Origin of the sequence: Photobacterium nomapromontoriensis, from assembly GCF_050336815.1 — a bacterium.
GTDB classification, from domain to species: Bacteria; Pseudomonadota; Gammaproteobacteria; order Enterobacterales; family Vibrionaceae; genus Photobacterium; species Photobacterium nomapromontoriensis.
Window position 1 is genome coordinate 1 of the sequence record NZ_JAKJSL010000046.1, and the last position, 18,080, is coordinate 18,080.

The following is an 18,080-nucleotide window of genomic DNA, read 5'->3' on the forward strand; positions in this document are numbered from 1 at the left end:
GAGCTACGCTATGACAAATCAATGGTTCAATGAACTTGGTTTAGTCAATATTGAACATGTTGTGACAGGGCATGTGTTCAGCACTTACGCTGAATGGAAATGTACATGAGCCGTATACGAGGTCCGTACGTACGGTTCTGTGAGAGGGATGAGGCGGCGACGCCTCACCCTACTCGATGTGACATCTGCCGCATCATTCGTCTATATCGAAAATTAACGCTAATTATTTTTCAAAATCCGTTCATTAGATAGTCATTAGAAACTTAATTAGAAAAGGATTTGTCAGATGGCTGTTGTGATTGGTGGTACAGGTTTAGGGAATTACGATGTGTTAGGCCAGGCTGGGATTAAATTATCTGGCACAACAAAAATTAGATGAGTCAATTTGGCGTTCAGTCACGCGCTACAGCACAAGGCACTTAACCCAAGTTAATTCCCGCACAGGGCATGCTCTAGTTCAAAGCGATCTTTCGACCAGCTATGAATATACCAATGGGATGATACGTGCCTCTTCAGGAAAAGTGAAAAGCACAGAAACACGGTTTGGTTATCTGAATGGGCAGTTAACTTCGCAGACTGTGTCAGAAAATAGTAACAAGAAGTTCGAAATCTCATTTGATTATCATTACTCTGGCCAGATGGCGACACAAATCACCAGTATTCTATCTGAAGATTGTGTTGATACGCTGCGCTACACCTATGACGCTAAAGACAGCTTCCGTAAAGTACAAACAACGGCAAGTAGCACCCGCAGGGGCTTTAAAACAGGCATTACTGACTTTACATACAATGCCGCCGGTCATTTGACGGAAGTGACAAGCAGTAAAGATGACGGTAACCGTAAAGTCTTTACCGATTTTAATGGACAAATAGCACTTCAACTTGCTGGTGACAAACTCAGTGCGGAACTCTCAGTCGGTGGAAACCCGCTAGCGCAAGTCAAAGACGGCAAACTCAATGCCGACTTACTGAGTGACAGTGCAGCTACAACCGGCTCTCAACCGGGGGCGTACACGGTTCAAACAAACGACAGTCTGCAACGTATATCGCAGATGGTGTATGGCGACAGCCGTTACTGGTACCTGATTGCCGATGCCAACGGCCTGTCACCAAACGACAAGCTGACAGCAGGCAAATCGCTGGTGATCCCAAACCAGCATACCCAAACCTACAATGGCGCAGAAAGCTTTAAGCCGTACAACGAAAGTGAGGTACTGGGCAACGTCAACCCAGACCCAATTGTACCACCGCCACCGAAGAAGAGCTGTAACCCGATAGCGATGATCGTAATGGCGGTGGTAGCGGTCGTGGTGACGGTGTATACCGCAGGGGCTGCGGCTCCAATGGTTGCTGGTGTTACGGGGGGTAGTGCTGCTACAGCTGCCACTACATTTGGTGTAGGTATGGCCACTATAACAGGAGGGGGAAGTCTAGGTGTCGCGATGGGGGCCGCTGCTATTGGTGGAGCTATGGGGTCAGCTGCATCCCAACTTGTTGGTATGGGAATGGGCGTCGTTGATGAGTTCTCGTGGGATCAAGTAGCTCTTGGTGGGTTAGCCTCCGCTGCAACTGCTGGTATGGGAGCTTTTGGAAATGGAGGCATGTTTGGTGCTGTGGACGGAGCATCAAACTTGGGGCTACGACACGCTGCAAATGGTATGGCAAGTAGTGCTGTTAACTACACCACAAATTACCTTGGGAACAAAGCACTTGGAAACGATGTATCTTTCAGCTGGAAAAATCTTGCTGCATCAGCCGCTGGGTCATTAGCAAGTCTAGGTGGTTCGAGCCTGACCAATGGAATGGGAATTGTCGGTGACACTCTAAGTGGCTTTGCGGGCGCAGCAACATCATCCGTGCTTCGAGGTGAGTCATTTGGCGATAATGCAGGGCAGATGATGACAGATGCATTTGGAAATGCATTGGGGAATGTTGCACGAGGTAAAATGCGTGCAGCTGAAAAAAGCGCAGTTTATGATCAAGTAGCAAGTTGGGAGATAAATTCACGTACAGCAAGTGTAACGGGGATGGGACAGAGTCAGTTTGACCCTGAGATCTACGATCAATATTTACAATATAAGCTCAACGATCTTATCAATGCAGACTTGTCACGAACTGAGTATTTTGAGGGTGCTTCGGCTCTTTATGGTGAAGCGGTAGATATGCTGTTTGCCGGAAATATGCTTGAGTCTGAACATGTAATGTCGTTGCATCGTATAGGGTTGCATGCAAGTGTCCTAGCTGATGACGCTATCTCTCAGCTTTCAATGAACAGCACCCAGCATTCATATACACCATTGGGAGAGTTAATAGGATATTTAGGTGAAGATGGGAATGTATATGACCGAATGGAAGCATTAGAGAAAGGTTACGGTACCTCTGATGTGTGGGAGAGTTCTGATGATGTTGGTCGAGCTAATATAGCCCTTCTAGATACAGTGCTCGGTGTTCAGTTGGAAATGAACAATGTTAGACCACCAGAATTGGCAGATATCTATTTAGGGATGATTGCTGGACCAGGACCTATGACTCGAACAGCTAGTAATGCCTTTCGAAGCAATGTATTAGCAGCGCGCTTGAAGCTCAACAGTAATACTGATAACGTTCAACATCATAATGTCAGTAAACGGGTTTTTGTAGGTCAGGAGGTAAATCAGGCCTTTGGGCAAGGTGGAGCGGTAATCAATGGTAAGACTGTTCGTAGCGTACCTAATGATGTGAGTGCTAGATTTCAAGGGATGGGCTATTTGGATCCATTAACCAATATATTTAAACCAGCACCTGTGAATAAAACCATGCCAGTCGATCATATCTTACCTTTGAAAGAAATACTGAATCTTCCAAAAATGAATAAACGTACAACCGAACAACAAATATCAATAATTCATGATAGAATTGGAGTTGGTAATTTCCAGCCGTTACCGAAATCTTTAAATTCATCAAAAGGTTCTAAGACTGACTGGTCCTTTTATAAAGGAAATGAAATTAATTCAGATTATCAACGGAATTTAGTTGAAACTCAAGCTGAAATAAGGAAGAATATTCAGCGACATATAAATGAAATGTATAAACAAAATAGAACAGGTAGATAAGTATGGAATTGTCATATCCGTATATTTGTTTTGATAAGTCTGATATTCCAGAAGAAGCTTTTAGGCATTTGGATAGACATATAATAGAAAGTGTTGGGGGTGGATTTTCTTCAATGTTTCCTAGTTTTTCCCTAGTGTTTGAAAACGCGAGTAGAGTGATTGAAAACGAGTGGGGGAACCCTAAGTTAGTTTTAAAGAAAGGATTACGAGAATGGTTGTGCTTCATAGTTGTTCAATCTGATCGTGGTAATTTATTTTTTAGTCTTCAGCCGGAATTTATGGATAAAGAAGGGGAGCTATTTGATGAAGACTATTTGATGTTGCCAACTAGTTGGAGAGAGCTATATAGATGGTTCAATTCATTTTGTGTTACTGAAGAAAGCTACTGTGTCATGGATTGGTGGAACACCCCATTTCGCTTTGAAGCCCGATTGGACCTCAATGAATATGCTAAGGGGGTTGGTGCTTCTAAAGAACAGGTTAATAAATGTACCCAGATAATGGGTTGTAAAAAAGAAATGTTTCGTTGTTGGTTACTTACAGAGAGTGAGGATGCTCTTTTTATTAACGAAGACGCTTGTGATGGAAAGGTATATTACATTAATGGTAAAGACCTAGATAATATAGTAGAGATTCATGATCCAAAGAAAAAAATAGATGAATATTTAGCTCATTATTTATCAGGGATGAGTCCTCAAAGTTTTCATTGGTTAGACTGTATTGATTAAATTAGAACACTGAAATTCAGAAAATTAAAAAGGGGTAATTACATAGACACCCACACTTTTGTACTTTCTTGTCCTGTGTTCTAGGCTTGATTTATCAAGGATGAATCGAGAGGCCGCCAAGTATGCCAAGGGCAAGAAAGACACAAGTGAGTTTAGTGGATACGCCGTACTACCATTGTGTATCACGGTGCGTACGAAGAAGTTTTTTGTGTGGCAAGGATCCGCTTACTGGCAAATGTTTTGAGCACCGTCGTGACTGGGTAGAGCAGCGGCTGCTGTTTCTCGCGAAGGTGTTTGCGATTGATATCTGTGCCTACGCGGTGATGAGTAATCATACCCATGTGGTACTGCATGTTGATAGCGACTATGCTAGAAGTTGGTCTCAGGAAGAAGTTATCACCCGCTGGCACCGATTGTGTAAAGGTAACTATCTTTCAAATACTTGGCTAGATAAAAACCAACGAAGCCAGATGGATAAGGCTCAGCTGTTAGCGGTAGAACGAATTGCAGAAGACTGGCGAAAGCGGTTATACAATATCAGTTGGTTTATACGTTTGCTAAACGAGCCGATTGCCCGTCAAGCGAATAAAGAAGATGGTTGTACAGGTCGCTTTTGGGAAGGGCGGTTCAAATCTCAAGCATTACTTGATGAAGCAGCACTGGTGGCCTGCATGGCTTATGTAGACCTTAACCCTGTTCGTGCAGGAATGGCGAAAACACCGGAAACGTCTGCCCACACCAGCATTAAAAAACGCGCCAATGCTGCAAAATCCACTCATCAACCGAAAGCATTACTTCCTTTTGTAGGGAACCCCCGAGCTAATATGCCCAAGGGGTTGCCGTTTGTATGTACTGATTATTTATTATTGGTGGATGAGACGGGGCGTGCTATTCGTGATGGAAAAAAAGGGCACATATCAGAAAATATGCTCAATATTGTTTCTCGTCTTGGGCTAAGTGAAGAAAACTGGCTGGAATTAGCGAGTCATTTAGAGAAAAACTTCACGGGTGCGATCGGTAAAGAATATCTGCTACGAGAATACCATCAGCACATCGGCCAACAACGAACCCCTGGGTTAAGCACCTGTCGGCGGTTGTTAAACGCGGCCTGATAAGTTCCTTATTAACTAACATTCATTCAGCTAGCCTGCTGATTAAATAAACACTACCTTGAAAAATCCACGTACATTTTTCCTTGATTGCCACTAGCTATGCCGTGTGATTCTATTAATGCCTTAAAGCGATGGTGCTCAGGGTGTTCAGGATTGTGAATCGCTTCATCATTGTATTGGTCATTTAACACATATGCAGACTCTTCCCACGGTTGAACTGGGTGAATAACGAGGTAATTCGCATTAAATGCTCTTCCCATTTCAATGAAGTCTGGGATTTCTAGGTAGTTGCTCTTACGGTAAACCATCATCAAAGTGATAGAGATAATCTCGCCTCTTCGTTGTAAACTTCAAGTTCTTCATCAGTGTCGAAAAACAGCCACCGCGCACTTTTTCATAGGTTTCGGGTGAAGTGGCGTCTACCGTGATACAAGCTGATATTTGTTTAGACCTGAAGTAGGGGTGTATGCGATACAGGTGCTGTAGTAGCCCATCGACTAGCGAGTATAAAAGCAGTGTCTCAAGGTGGGGCTATTGGAGCAGTTGTTGGTCCTGTTGGACGAGCAATTGAGTATAAGCTTGACGGCAAGTCAATTGTATCGAAAGAGTTTGCAATTGATGCTAGTTTGGACGCTGCAAAAGGAGCCGTTTCAGGTTCGGCGGCAGCGTATACTGGTGCTGTTACTGCTGGAGCAGTTACAGCTGTTGCTTCGGCTAAGTTTGGAGCAAGTGTAGGCACTGCCATTGCACCTGTAATTGGAACGGCGGTTGGAGCAGCGGTTGGGTTTGTTGTCGGTTGGGGAGTTTCCTATGCGATTGAAAGTGGTATTAACAATAGCTTCTGGAATCTTCGTGACTAATTGTTAAATAGATGTCTAAGTAGGCGATGTCTACTTAGATATTAATAGTTACTAGTAGGGTTAATGAGAAAGTCAAATTACGATGCAATAAATGATGAATTTAATAACGATGTTTTATCAACAGCTTTGTTATGTATACCTCTGATAGTTATTTCTATTTGGGGTGAAAATACTAGCTTAATAAATATGTTTTTTTTATTTTTGATTATTCAAGTTGCTATATGTATATTTATGAGTCGAGGTAAGTGGAGGTTTAAATTCCAAGTTTTTTATATGGCCTATAATACATTGGTCCATGTGTTTATCTATTGTTTTATATTTAAGTATGTGAATTTGTTTTTATTGGATGTGAGAGGATGGCCTTGGTTTGTTATCTCAATATGTATTGCATTCGTTTTTTCTTTTGTTTTTGAGTTCGCTGTATTAGGGCGTAAATTTGAGAATGCAATTGAATGTGGTAGGGTTATTGAAGGGGAGATGTTGTGCAGGGTTGAGAATAAATACTTTCCTAATAAAACGCTTTGGAAACCTATTGTTTACTTAATGCTGTTGTTGTTGATAGCATCATTCTTACTTTCTCTTTTTGCAACTTTTGAATCACATGGTGGAGTGTTGGAATACCTATTCATAATATCTATATGGATTATCTTCTCTTTTCATCTTAGTGTTATTTTTTATACTAATTTAACTAACTGGATATACACGTTTGTCGCGTTTTTAAAACCTATAATAACGCATAAGGATAAGATGTAGGGACTGAATAATAGTTAATTACCAAGACACCCACATTTTGTACTTTCTTGCCCTGTGTTCTAGGCTTGATTTATCAAGGATGAATCGAGAGGCCGCCAAGTATGGCAAGGGCAAGAAAGACACAAGTGAGTTTAGTGGATACACCGTACTACCATTGTGTATCACGGTGTGTAAGAAGAAGTTTTTTGTGCGGCAAGGATCCGCTTACTGGCAAATGTTTTGAGCACCGACGAGGTTGGGTAGAGCAGCGGCTGCTGTTTCTCGCGAAGGTGTTTGCGATTGATATCTGTGCCTACGCGGTGATGAGTAACCATACCCATGTTGTACTGCATGTTGATAAAACTCAAGCCGAGGCTTGGTCAGATGAAGAAGTGATCACCCGTTGGCACCGAGTGTGTAAAGGTAATTATCTTTCAAATGCTTGGATAGATGAAACTCGGCGAAGCCAGATGGATAAGGCTCAGCTGTTGGCGGTAGAACGAATTGCAGAAGACTGGCGAAAGCGGTTATACGATATCAGTTGGTTTATGCGTTTGCTAAACGAGCCGATTGCCCGTCAAGCGAATAAAGAAGATGGTTGTACAGGTCGCTTTTGGGAAGGGCGGTTCAAATCTCAAGCATTACTTGATGAAGCAGCACTGGTGGCCTGCATGGCTTATGTAGACCTTAACCCTGTTCGTGCAGGAATGGCGAAAACACCGGAAACGTCTGCCCACACCAGCATTAAAAGGCGCGTAAAAGCCGCGAAATCGAGTTGCCAGCCGAAAACGCTACTTCCATTTGTAGGAAATCCCCGCGCCAATATGCCCAAGGGGTTGCTTTTTGTTTTTACAGACTATTTACTGCTTGTCGATGAGACGGGGCGTGCTATTCGTGATGGTAAGAAAGGATATATATCAGAAAATGCACTCAATATTGTTTCCCGTATTGGCCTGAGTGACGAAAACTGGCTGGAATTAGCCCGCCATTTAGAGCAAAACTTCTCGGGTGCGATAGGTAAAGAATATCTGCTAAGGGAATATCACCAGCACATCGGTCAACAACGGACCTCAGGGCTAAGCACCTGTCGGCGGCTGTTAAACGCGGCCTGATAAGTCATTAACGAACTTCATTCAACTAGCCAGCTGATTAAATAAACACTACTTTGAAAAATCCACGTACATTTTTCCTTGATTGCCACTAGTTATGCCGTGAGACTCTATTAATGCTCTAAAGCGATGATGCTCAGGGTGTTCAGGATTGTGAATCGCTTCATCATTGTATTGGTCATTTAACACATATGCAGACTCTTTCCATGGTTGAACCGGGTGGATGACGAGGTAATTCGCATTAAATGCTCTTCCCATTTCAATGAATTCTGGAATTTCCAGGTAGTTGCTCTTACGGTAAACCATCACCAAAGTGATAGAGATAATCTCGCCTCTTTGTTGTAAAGTTTTAATAAACTTCAAGTTCTTCATCAGTGTCGAAAAACAGCCACCGCGCACTTTTTCATAGGTTTGGGTGAAATGGCGTCTACCGTGATACAAGCTGATATTTGTTTAGACCTGAAGTAGGGGTGTATGCGATACCAATTTTTTTCATTCCACAGTAAACCGTTTGAACGCAGAGTAATGGTTTGAAGGTTTGGAAAGTCTTCGACTGGGAAGTGCTTTAGAAATTTCTGATACCAGTTGCTTGCAAATACGTCGCCGGCTCCATCCAGTTCGAGATCTTGTATACCCGGAGTGATGCTTCTTAAGTTTGCATAAAGGGTATCAAGCCTCTCGTTTTTATTGTATTCAGAGATGAGTTTGTTACGACATGAGGGGCATTTTAAGTTGCAGCTTAAATCCATGCCAAGATACAAACGAGTAGGGTAGCTTTCTAATGTGCCATCAAATTTATCTGGATCGTAGCAGTATTCGGAAAAATTACTGTTAAATAGGTAAGGATCAGATTGTATTTCGTCAATGGTGTGTATCATATGACGCTTTTCTGGGTCATGTCTATTGGCGGCAGCAGAACATAAATTCTCTTTGCAATAGCGAAAGCTCCCGTCTGTGAATGACATTCGAAATGGTTTATAAATGTCGTTATTCCAAATGTTATAGGCATCTTGCTCTATAAAGAGGGGTGAGGCAGAAACGCCTCACCCTATATTCGATGTCTCTAGCGACGAGTTTTGCGTAGGCGTCCTAACATGGCTAGCGCTGCCAAAGTTAAGCCCCCTAAGCTACCACCGCCACCACTGCCGCCAGCAGAAGGACCGGTTTCTGGTTCGGGCTTCGGATCTGGATCGGGCTCAGGCGTGGTGGGTTGATCCGCCTTACAGTCTGTCTTGGGTTTACAGAGAGTAAAGGTGCTGGCCATACCAAAGGAACTGCTGGTGTCAATGATCGTTTTACCGCCTGCCGCACTGAGGGTTATTGCTTCTGACGGTGTCGCCAGTGCCCATTCACCTGCAAACTCTAGACGGTAATCCGCCGGTGTCGCTGCGGCAGTATCGTTTAGATACAGTTCTGGTGATGAAATACTGACCTCGAGCCTTTTTTGATGTGCCTGTACCAGAGTGATGGCGGTATTATTGACAAAACGCAGTGGCCCTTGTGCGTAACTCACCCCTTTATCACCATAAGTGGTGTAACCGTAAAGGTTATCTTTGGCGGCGAACAGAACTTGTTTGTTGGCATTGCTCTGTAGTGTGCGGAAATGCTCCCCGTTATCCATGCTTGTTTTTACGGCTGTCATTTTTGCCGGAGTCGCGTTCATGACCATGACGTATTCATACGCTTGGTTGACAGGGCTATCCCCGTGCGGCAACCAAGCGGTAGAGAAGTTGCCATGCGTGACTGCCTTGGTCTTGTTATGGCGAGATTCTTGTTCGCCACGGCGGATCTGCAGGGCAGGGCCATCCACAAGGTAGTAGCCTACGCCGTTGTCATCAATGATCCACTGGCCTTTTTTAAGGGTACCAGTGTAGTTTGTTGCGGAGACAGTCTTGCCATTGATGTTGAGGCTGGCGCCTGCCCGTTGGCTGATCTGGAACAGGGTTGTCTCGGTATCCGGGCTGCTGCTGGTGATGCTGTTGCCCACAAGATAGAGTTCATCGCCGCTGGCCATCACATATTTACGGGCGCGGAAGGTGTCGTCAAATCCTGTTAGCCCCCCTTCGGCATGTTCAACGTGATTGAAGCTGAATAGACCATAGCGATTGAGCAGCGAGGTCGAGCCACTGATCCCTTCTATAGATCGTACCATCACAGTTGATTGTTTCGGGCTTTCCAGTTCATTGACTGGCAGATGCAGGGTTGTAGTGCCTGGATTGCGGTTCCAGTCCCAACCTGCTTGGGTATGGCCCCAGTTTGCGAGTTTGCCATAAGGCATGACGTGAACACTGCCATGGCTCTGGTAGCGGCCATAACGGTTATCACTCGTGTAAATTTCCGATGACCAGACATCTTTGTTGTAGCCTTTGATCACCGCCATGCGATCGCTACTGCGGTGAATATTGAAAGCGCCGCCGTTGAAACTCCAGTTTCCTTCCGGCAAGTCAGCGGGTTTAATTCGCTGGCCGAAAATGGCCGTGCTCTCTGCCGCTGATTTACCTTTAACTTGCAGATACACGGAAGCAAGCTCGGTATCTAGCGAGGGGTAGCTGAGGGCAATTTCACGCATTCCCTCTGCGTAGGCTTGTACACCAAGAGTGGTAAATGGATGACGTCCAGCTAAGCCAAGAGGCACAACGGGATTGGAGTGGATCCAACCGGTCAGCATCGCTTTTTTGACCACGTCCAGCGCCTCGGTAGAGACGGAGAAGGGGGATTGCTTGAGGTGGAAAATGACGTTGGCAAGACCACTCATACCCGGGAAGCTGTAGCCCGGGTAATGGCCTTTATGGCGCCATGAAGTACCATCTGGGCGGAAACCGTCGTGATCGCTTGGTGGTACTTGGGTGATGGCCTCAGAGAGAAAAGCACCATAGCGGTTAAGCAGGGCGATGCGCTCTTTGTCGTCAGGGGTTAGCAGCAGCATCGCAAGATGCGGTCGCGCCAGGGTATTAAAGTAGTCCATGTTGGCACTCTCAGGGATCAGTGCCATGTTAAAGCTTTCATTAAACTCACGGGAAAACCATAGCAGGGCATCATAGATCTCCTGACGGATCTCCGCTTTGCTGAGCTCATCGGCCATGATCAGGGCTGATAAGTACCATTCGCGGCTGCTGTAACCCCAGTGGTGGGTGGTTACCAACGCTGATCCGTCGGTATATCCTTGATTAAGCAGGTGGCGGCTCATGAGCAGGTACATGTCTGCGAGTTCATCACGAGTTGCTGCGTTATCGGTGTGGAACCAGCTGCTGGCGATATCGAGCATCAGTCGACTATAGCCAGTGACTTTATTGCCGTCACTGTCGCTGTCACCGAGAAGGGCGTATTGGTCAAAATCGGCTTTATCCGCGGTATCCAGATATGCCGGTTGGTAGATAACCTGCTGTTTGTCAGTGATCACGTGACGCAGAATCGGCTCACTCCCTGCATGGCGGAGAGTGAAAGTGTCAAGACGGCGGCGCAGTTCGCTAAGCATCTGATTGCTAGTCGCAACGTCTTCGGTCAGTGCTTGTCGGATATCGGCTGCAGCCTGTAATTCCTCAGCAGAGGGGTGCGGCAGCGGTGAGGGTAGTTCGACCTGCACTCTGCTTGGCTTGCTGTAGCGGGTAGTTACCTGATCATCTGACCACTGATAGCGATTGTCATCAACCGAGACCATGATGCGGTCGATAATCACCTTGCCGCTGGTCATGCCTTTGGGGGCTTGGAAGCGCAGCTGCTGGAAGTCTGTCGTGGCAGCATGGCTACCAGTGCCATTAAGGTTGAAGTCATGGTTGAGGGAGACGCCGACGGCACGCCAGCCAGTGAAGTTAAGATTCACCGGAAATTCATCGGTAAAGTCGCCAGTGGTACCGAGTTTGACCCGCAGATCTGCATTCACCGCCGTATCGTTATAGATCCAGAATGACAGCACCTGTGTGTAGCCGCTGTAAACGCCTTTTGCGGCATTGGCGGCTTGGTCACTCAGGCGCGGGAAATGACGACGGAGCGTGATGGATGCATCGGCTTTGCTCCATGTCCAGTTTAGCGCCTGCTCACCCATAATAGCTTGTTCTGTGTTGAGGGTGAGGCCTTGGCCACTGATGCCTGCTGGTAGGTTCGTTCCCTCAAAGCTTTCGATATGGGCTGTAAGGTCTGGGTTAGCCAATGCCATTGGTGTCCCGAGTATCGCCGCTACGCATAATGCGACAGTTTTGACCGTGCAAGGTTTAGCCGCAGATGGGTGGTATTTGGCTCGGGTGAGAAGAGATGACAAAAAAGGGGATGAGGATAAGTGTTCTTGGTGGTTCATTATTATTCTTCCTACGAGAAAGGGATGGCCGAAGCCATCCCTGTAAGCAGTGCTGATTATTGGATTGATGCTGCTCTGACGCAGGTCACGTAGCGACCGTTGCCAACAGAGTTATTACCAGATGAGCCATTGTCATAAAATTTCACGGAGTTTGCCTGTCCAGTATTCGCCGTTGGTTTGGAGGCTGCCCAGAATGGTGTCACGGTATATACCGCTTTATCAGCGTTATAGCTACCGTTGGTCACCCAGCCGTAGAGCGGTGAGCCATTGCCGCTAAAGCTACCAACCAGACCTTTACCTGCTGCTTTGCTATTGTTGTTGAAGATATTGGTGAACCGGATCAATAGATCATTGTTATCTAATGGCGGTTGATTTCCATCTGCAGCATAGCCGTTTTGGGTATAGGCGCTATCTGTACTTGTACGGCTTGCCGGCAGGAACCATGTGCTGCTGTCATTAATGTCCGTTTTATAAAGGTTCAAACAGACGTCTAAGCCTGGTTTTGTACCATCATCGTGCTCTAGCTTGAAGCTGGCCCATTTGATCCCCATTGCAGTTTGACTGTAATGCGCTTTTGGCAGATGTGGACCAAAGTCACTGTTGCTTGCTGCCATGGTTTCCGCTTCAGTCAGCGGGCGATGGTAGACGGCATTGTTGAACGTGACTTCACGTACTGGTTCAATCGCACGTTTATCGGCAGCTTTTGCATCATAAATCAGACCACCTGTAATGGCAGGAATAGCGGATGCCTGTAAGCATTGCTCTGGCATATCAGTGGCAGACACACAGACTTCAATATCTTTACCAATGTAGTGAGCGGCATTGGTGGTGTCTGTTGTTACAATATTTGCTCTTAGTGCCTGATCCCAATCAGCATCGTCAATGATTTGATTGTTGTTACCTGTTGTGCTTTGAAACTCATCAGTGATGTGGTTAAGAACCTCTTGGCCAATGGTATATTCAGCGGCAGTACTTTGTACTGTTTTATTAAGATCGCCAGAAGGTCCGTCAGTATTGGAGATATCTACATTCCACGAATAGATTGGATTCTGGTAGCCAAAGACTTCTGCTTTCAGTGTTTGGCGGAACTCTAATTTACCGCTGAGACGAAGGCCATATGTCGTAAGGGCATCACTACAGACTTCTGTGCCTGCTTGGCTGTCTGTGGCTTTTGGCGTTACACAGTAGGTCAGTGCTTGGCCCAGATGTTGTTCCGCGACAGTCAGTTCACAAGCTTGACCAACAGTACAGTTAACACCATCAATCGCGACATTGTTGGCTTTCCAGACCGCGCGCGAGTCATCTACCGAGCCAGATGTTTGATAGACATAACTGCCACTTAGAATATCATCGACTTCTGGTAGCTTATCATTACCACTAATGTTTACTTCTTTTAGCGTGATAGTCGGTACACTGCCAGCCGGGTCGGTGACATCAGTAATCGGTGCAGAACAGACTTCTGTACCTGATGTCGGTAAGCCTGTTTGAGAAATTGGGGTAACGCAAAATGAAACTTCTGCTCCTTTGTCTGCCGCATTAAGGGTATAGGTTTTCGCGGTTTCAGAAGGTAGCGCTTGACCATCGCGTTTCCAGGCAAACGTTGACTGCCCCTCTAGATCCTTGTCGGTATCGTCAAAGGTATAGCTACCCGTTACCACAGAACCCACAGTGTGATCACCCGCCGTGCTCACTGCCGTGGCTGTGGGTGCGTTACCTGATTTAGGCGCTACAGCTGCCGTTTGCTCAGAACAGGCTTGATCGCCCGTCGCCGGGAAATTAGGTAGTGCATCTGGGTTTGCTGATACTGGTGTTACGCAGAACTGAATGCGTACGCCTTCTTCAGTTGCAGTCAGGGTAAAGCCCGCTTGGTTGGCACCCTCAATATCTTTGCCATTTTGTTTCCAAACAAAATGGCTGCCTTCTTCACTGTCACCGTCGTTATCGCCGTAGAGATAGCTGCCAGTGAGTGTCTCACCCACCGTTGGTGCCATGTTATCGATGGCAACATCAGTGGCTTGCGGCTTTTCACCACTGCCGGTTTCTACCATCACAGATGCTGAGCAGTTCTCTTCACCAACAATGCTGACATTACCTTCAGCAACTGGTGTAACACAGAAATAGACATTCTGGGCAAGTTCATTGTCTGTCAGTGTGAAGGCTTGCTCATTACCTAAGATTTTATCGTTTGAGGCATCGTCATCATTATCAGACTGGCGCCACTGGTATTGGCTTTCACCTTCTTTACGAGGGCTATAGTTAGGGTCTGTAAAGGTATATTTCCCGGATAAGGAAGAACCAACCAGCGCATCACCCACCAAGGTTATGTTTGATGCGATCGGCGCGTTGTAAGGCTGACCATTATTGCCTTGAGCTGGGTTTTCACTGTCTGAATTACAGCCAGATAAGATTGAAGCTACAACCAGTGCGCAATATCTGATTTTCATTATGCTATCCATGTGTGTTCACGTCGAAAATTATAGAAAAGAAAGTCTTTCGCTTTATTTGCTTTCGTTTTCTTTGCGTTTTAACCCAGTTTAAGGGGTAAATTACGCACAATGAAACCTTTCATTTCCTTTTGTTTTCAAATTGTGATTTAGATAGAATTTTGTCATTTAAGCAACTAGATGCATTTATTGGATTGTTTTAAGCCTTATCTATGCATTTTTTGAGAGTGAATAATGATTGATTTTATGTTGTAACGGTAAAAAGTATTTCGACTCTTCGATTTGAAAGATATTTTGTATTTTTGTTATAGAGTATCGAATATCTTTGTTTTCTTTCGTTTGTTTTCGTAATCTTGCGGCGCATCACAGTTGTTAATAAGGAATGATTGTATTATCGCCACCTTAAAATAAGGCATTTATATGCTATGGACAGCAGGCCGAACAAATAACTATAGATGGCTGCTGTATCGATAATTGAGTGAAGGGCATTGGCATCGTTATGAAAATGGGATTCATACCAACATCGCGAGTTTTACTGTGTGCAGGACTTGTTGCTGCTAGTTTTCCAATGGTTGCAAACGCAGCCAAGGTAAATGCAACGTTAAGCCATGAGTCAGGCGACTATGGCAGTGATTATGATTACGCAGGTCCAAGACTAGATTTGAACATCAACCCTGATGGGTCTAACTGGTATTTTGATTTGGGCTACCGTAATCGTACGCATGATAGTAAGCAGGTTTATTCGCGTGCGGAAATTCAGGCATCTTACCGTTTCCGTTTTGATGGTGGTTGGGTTCAGCCAAGCTTTAAAGTGCGTCAGGATTTGACCAACTATGACAGCGGCTCTCGTTTAACCAATGACATTTACAGTACCGAAACGAAGTACTATTTCGACTTAAGTGATAAATGGAGCCTATGGGGCGACGCTCAGTTTGGTATTGAGCGTCAGGAAGACAAAAACGTCACCAGCATGACTCGTAATAGTGATTACCTGACTTGGGAAATTGAACCGGGTATTCGCTATAACTTGACGCCTAAACAGCGTTTAAGCCTGTCTTACTATAACACCGGTAAGCGCAGTGATAAGGGTGAAACCTGGGATCTGACCGATAATACCAAGAACCAGCAAGCTCGCCTTTATTATTTCTGGGATACCCCTATTGGTCTGGTGATTTCACCGTATGTTCGTTATGCATTAGGTTACGGTGAAGCGTCTGCTTGGTATGACAGTGCGTATTACGATGAAACTAAGACACAAAGCCAAGTATCGCGCTATGCCCTTCAAGTGTCCTATCCACTAAACAGTTTCATCCGCTTGCAAGCGGAGTATTACCTTGAAGATATTAAGTACAAAGACGGCTATACATTGGGTAAAGAAGACTCTCAAGTCAAATACCTAAAACTCGGTGCCAGAGTGAGCTTTTAATTGTCATTTAAACCAAATAAAACAATTTCTTGAGAGTGTTTGATATGCAAATTATCCCTGTGTCTCAGCGAACAACGTTATCGCTGATTATTGCGTCATGCTTTATGTCTCCAGTTGTGGTTAATGCGGCAGAATGCCCGGCCAATACCGTGTGTGAAACGGTGATTAAAACGGATGGTGATACCAGCTATAGCGGTGGTGACATTGTTGTTGCTAACGGTAATGGTCTTGAATATCAAGGTGGAGGTAAAGCGTTTTCGAGCCTGTATTTGAAAAATAATATCCAGGTATCGGGTCAAGGTGCACATGCGATTTATCTTGATTCGAAAGCCCTGTTTACTGGCAACCTGAATATTGAAGGTGGCAATATTGTCAGTAAAAATGATACCGCGATCAAAATTGACGGGAATTTTCAACAAGGTAATCCAGTAAACCCGAATCTGGGTATTTATATCAAAAATGGCGGACTAATCAGTGGCGCTGAACATGCCATTGATTTTAGCGGCAGTACTAATTCAATGCGTATTGACGTACATGGTACGATCGATGGCAACATTATCGGTAATAATGCGACGGGCAATAAAATCAACTTTGCCTACGGTTCAGGTAAAGAAGCCACGTTTGATGGGCAGAAAATTACCGGGGTGGACAGAATTGAAAACCACGGTAACCTGACCATCATCGGCCAAAATCAGACTATCGTTTGGGAATCTGATTTTACCAATAAAAACAATGCATCAATGGATTTCAAAGTCGGTGAAAACAGCGATTTGAATAATCCGGTTTTGTTAGTGACAGGAAAAACCACATTTAATGATAACAGCACTGTTAAATTTTCCTACACTGGCAGCAATGTGAATGATCTACTCGGCAAAGACGTGATCTTGCTGGAATCAGAAGGTGGCATTACGGGTGGCGATAAAGTGACCGTCGGTGCTGGTGAAGGCTTTGATGTGGCCGGCACCTTTGACTCTTCGCCTTTACTGGCTGTCGATGAATCATGGCTTGAGCAGACGCCACCGGAAGTGAATGGCGGTGTCAGTGGTGACCAACTGATTGCGCGCTATGCCATTAACTATACCGGCGGCGATGAGTTTGTTGGATTAGTGTCTGAAGGCGGCGCGAAATCGGGTGATATCGTTGTTGCTGATTATATTGTGAACTACGCGCTTAAGCAGCATAGCCAAACAGGATCCGACGCATCCGGTGAACTTGTTGCCTTGTTGGCATCGTCTGGCGCAGATGCTGCGACCACCGCCAAGCTTGCTGATGAGTTAACCCCTGATGCAGAAGGTAGCGAAGTGCGTGCAGCGCTAATGGTTGTCGACAAAATGCGTAGTCAGGTTGATGACCGTACTAACGTATTACGTAATGAAAGCCATTTAGGCCAAGCCAGCACAGGTTGGAATGCATGGTCTAATTTGATTTTTGGTTATGGTAACCAGAGTAACGGTGATACACACGGCTATGATTTGAATACTTACGGTATCAATGTGGGTATTGATCGGGTGTTTGATAGTGAAAAACTGTTTGGCCTTTCATTTGCTTACGTGAACTCAACGTCTGATATCGATAACACAAGTAATAGCAATGATATCGATAGCTTGCAGGGCATGGTCTACGCGGGCTGGTTTAATGAGCGTTACTTTGTTGATGGTAATGTCAACATTGGTACGAATACCATTAACAGCAAACGTACTATCGGCGCGTCGACTGGCTATGAAGGAAATACCTCAGCCAACGCGGAATACGGCGCTAACCAACTGGGCTATCAACTGATGGCCGGCATGAAGTTTGACCTGGATATGGTGAAAGTTGAACCTCGTGTGGCATATAACTATCAGTGGCTGCGTGTTGATGACTATAGCGAAACAGGCTCTCCTGCAAGTCTTAAGTATGACCGTACTGCGTATTCTGTGAAGCATTTTGGTGCTGGCTTTACCGCTTACAACACTTACGACATTGCGTATGGCCAATTTACGCCGTTGTTCTCACTAATGGCGTATTTCGACATGAATGACGATGAACGTATTCGTGAAAGTGCGGCATTAACAATGGATACCTCAACGGATCGTTTTGTGATTTACGGCGATGCGGTTGGTGGGGATCTGATCGAAGCAAAATTCAATGCAAACCTCAATATGGGCAATGGGCTGAGTGCCGCGACAGGCCTGACTTATTATCAACGTGACGATTACAACGAAGCCTTCATGGCGCTTTCTGTCACTAAACGTTTTTAAGATTTGATTTGTGGGTGGCAACACCCACATTTGCTGATTATTGATA

12 protein-coding genes are annotated in these 18,080 nt (G+C 45.2%); 8 read left to right on the top strand and 4 right to left on the bottom strand.

Annotation, left to right across the window (positions count from 1 at the left end; translation table 11 throughout):
- Positions 1-521: 521 nt before the first annotated feature.
- The 6 genes from L4D12_RS19245 (at position 522) to L4D12_RS19270 (ending at position 7,636) form a co-directional block, all read left to right on the top strand.
- Positions 522-3,092, top strand: a complete 2,571-nt coding sequence (locus tag L4D12_RS19245; protein WP_428449458.1) for a LysM peptidoglycan-binding domain-containing protein — start codon at positions 522-524, stop codon at positions 3,090-3,092.
- Between the two features lie 2 nt (positions 3,093-3,094).
- Positions 3,095-3,820, top strand: coding sequence for a hypothetical protein (locus L4D12_RS19250; RefSeq protein WP_428449459.1), 726 nt, complete (start codon positions 3,095-3,097; stop codon positions 3,818-3,820).
- A gap of 122 nt (positions 3,821-3,942) precedes the next feature.
- Positions 3,943-4,932, top strand: a complete 990-nt coding sequence (locus L4D12_RS19255; protein ID WP_428449460.1) for a transposase — start codon at positions 3,943-3,945, stop codon at positions 4,930-4,932.
- 515 nt (positions 4,933-5,447) lie between these two features.
- Positions 5,448-5,792, top strand: a complete 345-nt coding sequence (locus L4D12_RS19260; RefSeq protein WP_428449461.1) for a hypothetical protein — start codon at positions 5,448-5,450, stop codon at positions 5,790-5,792.
- Between the two features lie 63 nt (positions 5,793-5,855).
- Entirely contained in the window at positions 5,856-6,545 is a 690-nt protein-coding gene (locus L4D12_RS19265) for a hypothetical protein (RefSeq protein WP_428449462.1), read from the top strand.
- A gap of 101 nt (positions 6,546-6,646) precedes the next feature.
- Positions 6,647-7,636 carry a transposase gene (locus tag L4D12_RS19270; RefSeq protein WP_428449463.1) on the top strand — a complete coding sequence of 330 codons (990 nt, stop codon included), beginning with the start codon at positions 6,647-6,649 and terminating at the stop codon, positions 7,634-7,636.
- Positions 7,637-7,684: 48 nt separating this feature from the next.
- Here the strand turns inward: L4D12_RS19270 and L4D12_RS19275 are convergent, their stop codons facing one another.
- The 4 genes from L4D12_RS19275 to L4D12_RS19290 form a co-directional block, all read right to left on the bottom strand.
- A complete protein-coding gene (locus L4D12_RS19275) occupies positions 7,685-7,996 on the bottom strand; it encodes a hypothetical protein (protein ID WP_428449464.1) in 312 nt (103 codons plus the stop codon).
- An 8-nt stretch (positions 7,997-8,004) separates the two neighbouring features.
- Positions 8,005-8,598: a hypothetical protein gene (locus L4D12_RS19280; protein WP_428449465.1), complete on the bottom strand. Its 594-nt coding sequence runs from the start codon at positions 8,596-8,598 to the stop codon at positions 8,005-8,007.
- Between the two features lie 98 nt (positions 8,599-8,696).
- Positions 8,697-11,924 (bottom strand): chondroitinase family polysaccharide lyase, encoded by a 3,228-nt coding sequence (locus L4D12_RS19285; protein WP_428449466.1) that lies wholly within the window; start codon positions 11,922-11,924, stop codon positions 8,697-8,699.
- 56 nt (positions 11,925-11,980) lie between these two features.
- On the bottom strand, positions 11,981-14,368 hold the full coding sequence (locus tag L4D12_RS19290) for a hypothetical protein (protein ID WP_428449467.1): 2,388 nt from the start codon (positions 14,366-14,368) through the stop codon (positions 11,981-11,983).
- Between the two features lie 499 nt (positions 14,369-14,867).
- Here L4D12_RS19290 and L4D12_RS19295 point away from each other — a divergent pair, with 499 nt between their 5' ends.
- Entirely contained in the window at positions 14,868-15,794 is a 927-nt protein-coding gene (locus L4D12_RS19295) for an OmpG porin family protein (RefSeq protein WP_428449468.1), read from the top strand.
- Between the two features lie 44 nt (positions 15,795-15,838).
- Positions 15,839-18,034 (top strand): autotransporter family protein, encoded by a 2,196-nt coding sequence (locus tag L4D12_RS19300; protein ID WP_428449469.1) that lies wholly within the window; start codon positions 15,839-15,841, stop codon positions 18,032-18,034.
- The last annotated feature ends 46 nt before the right edge of the window (positions 18,035-18,080 follow it).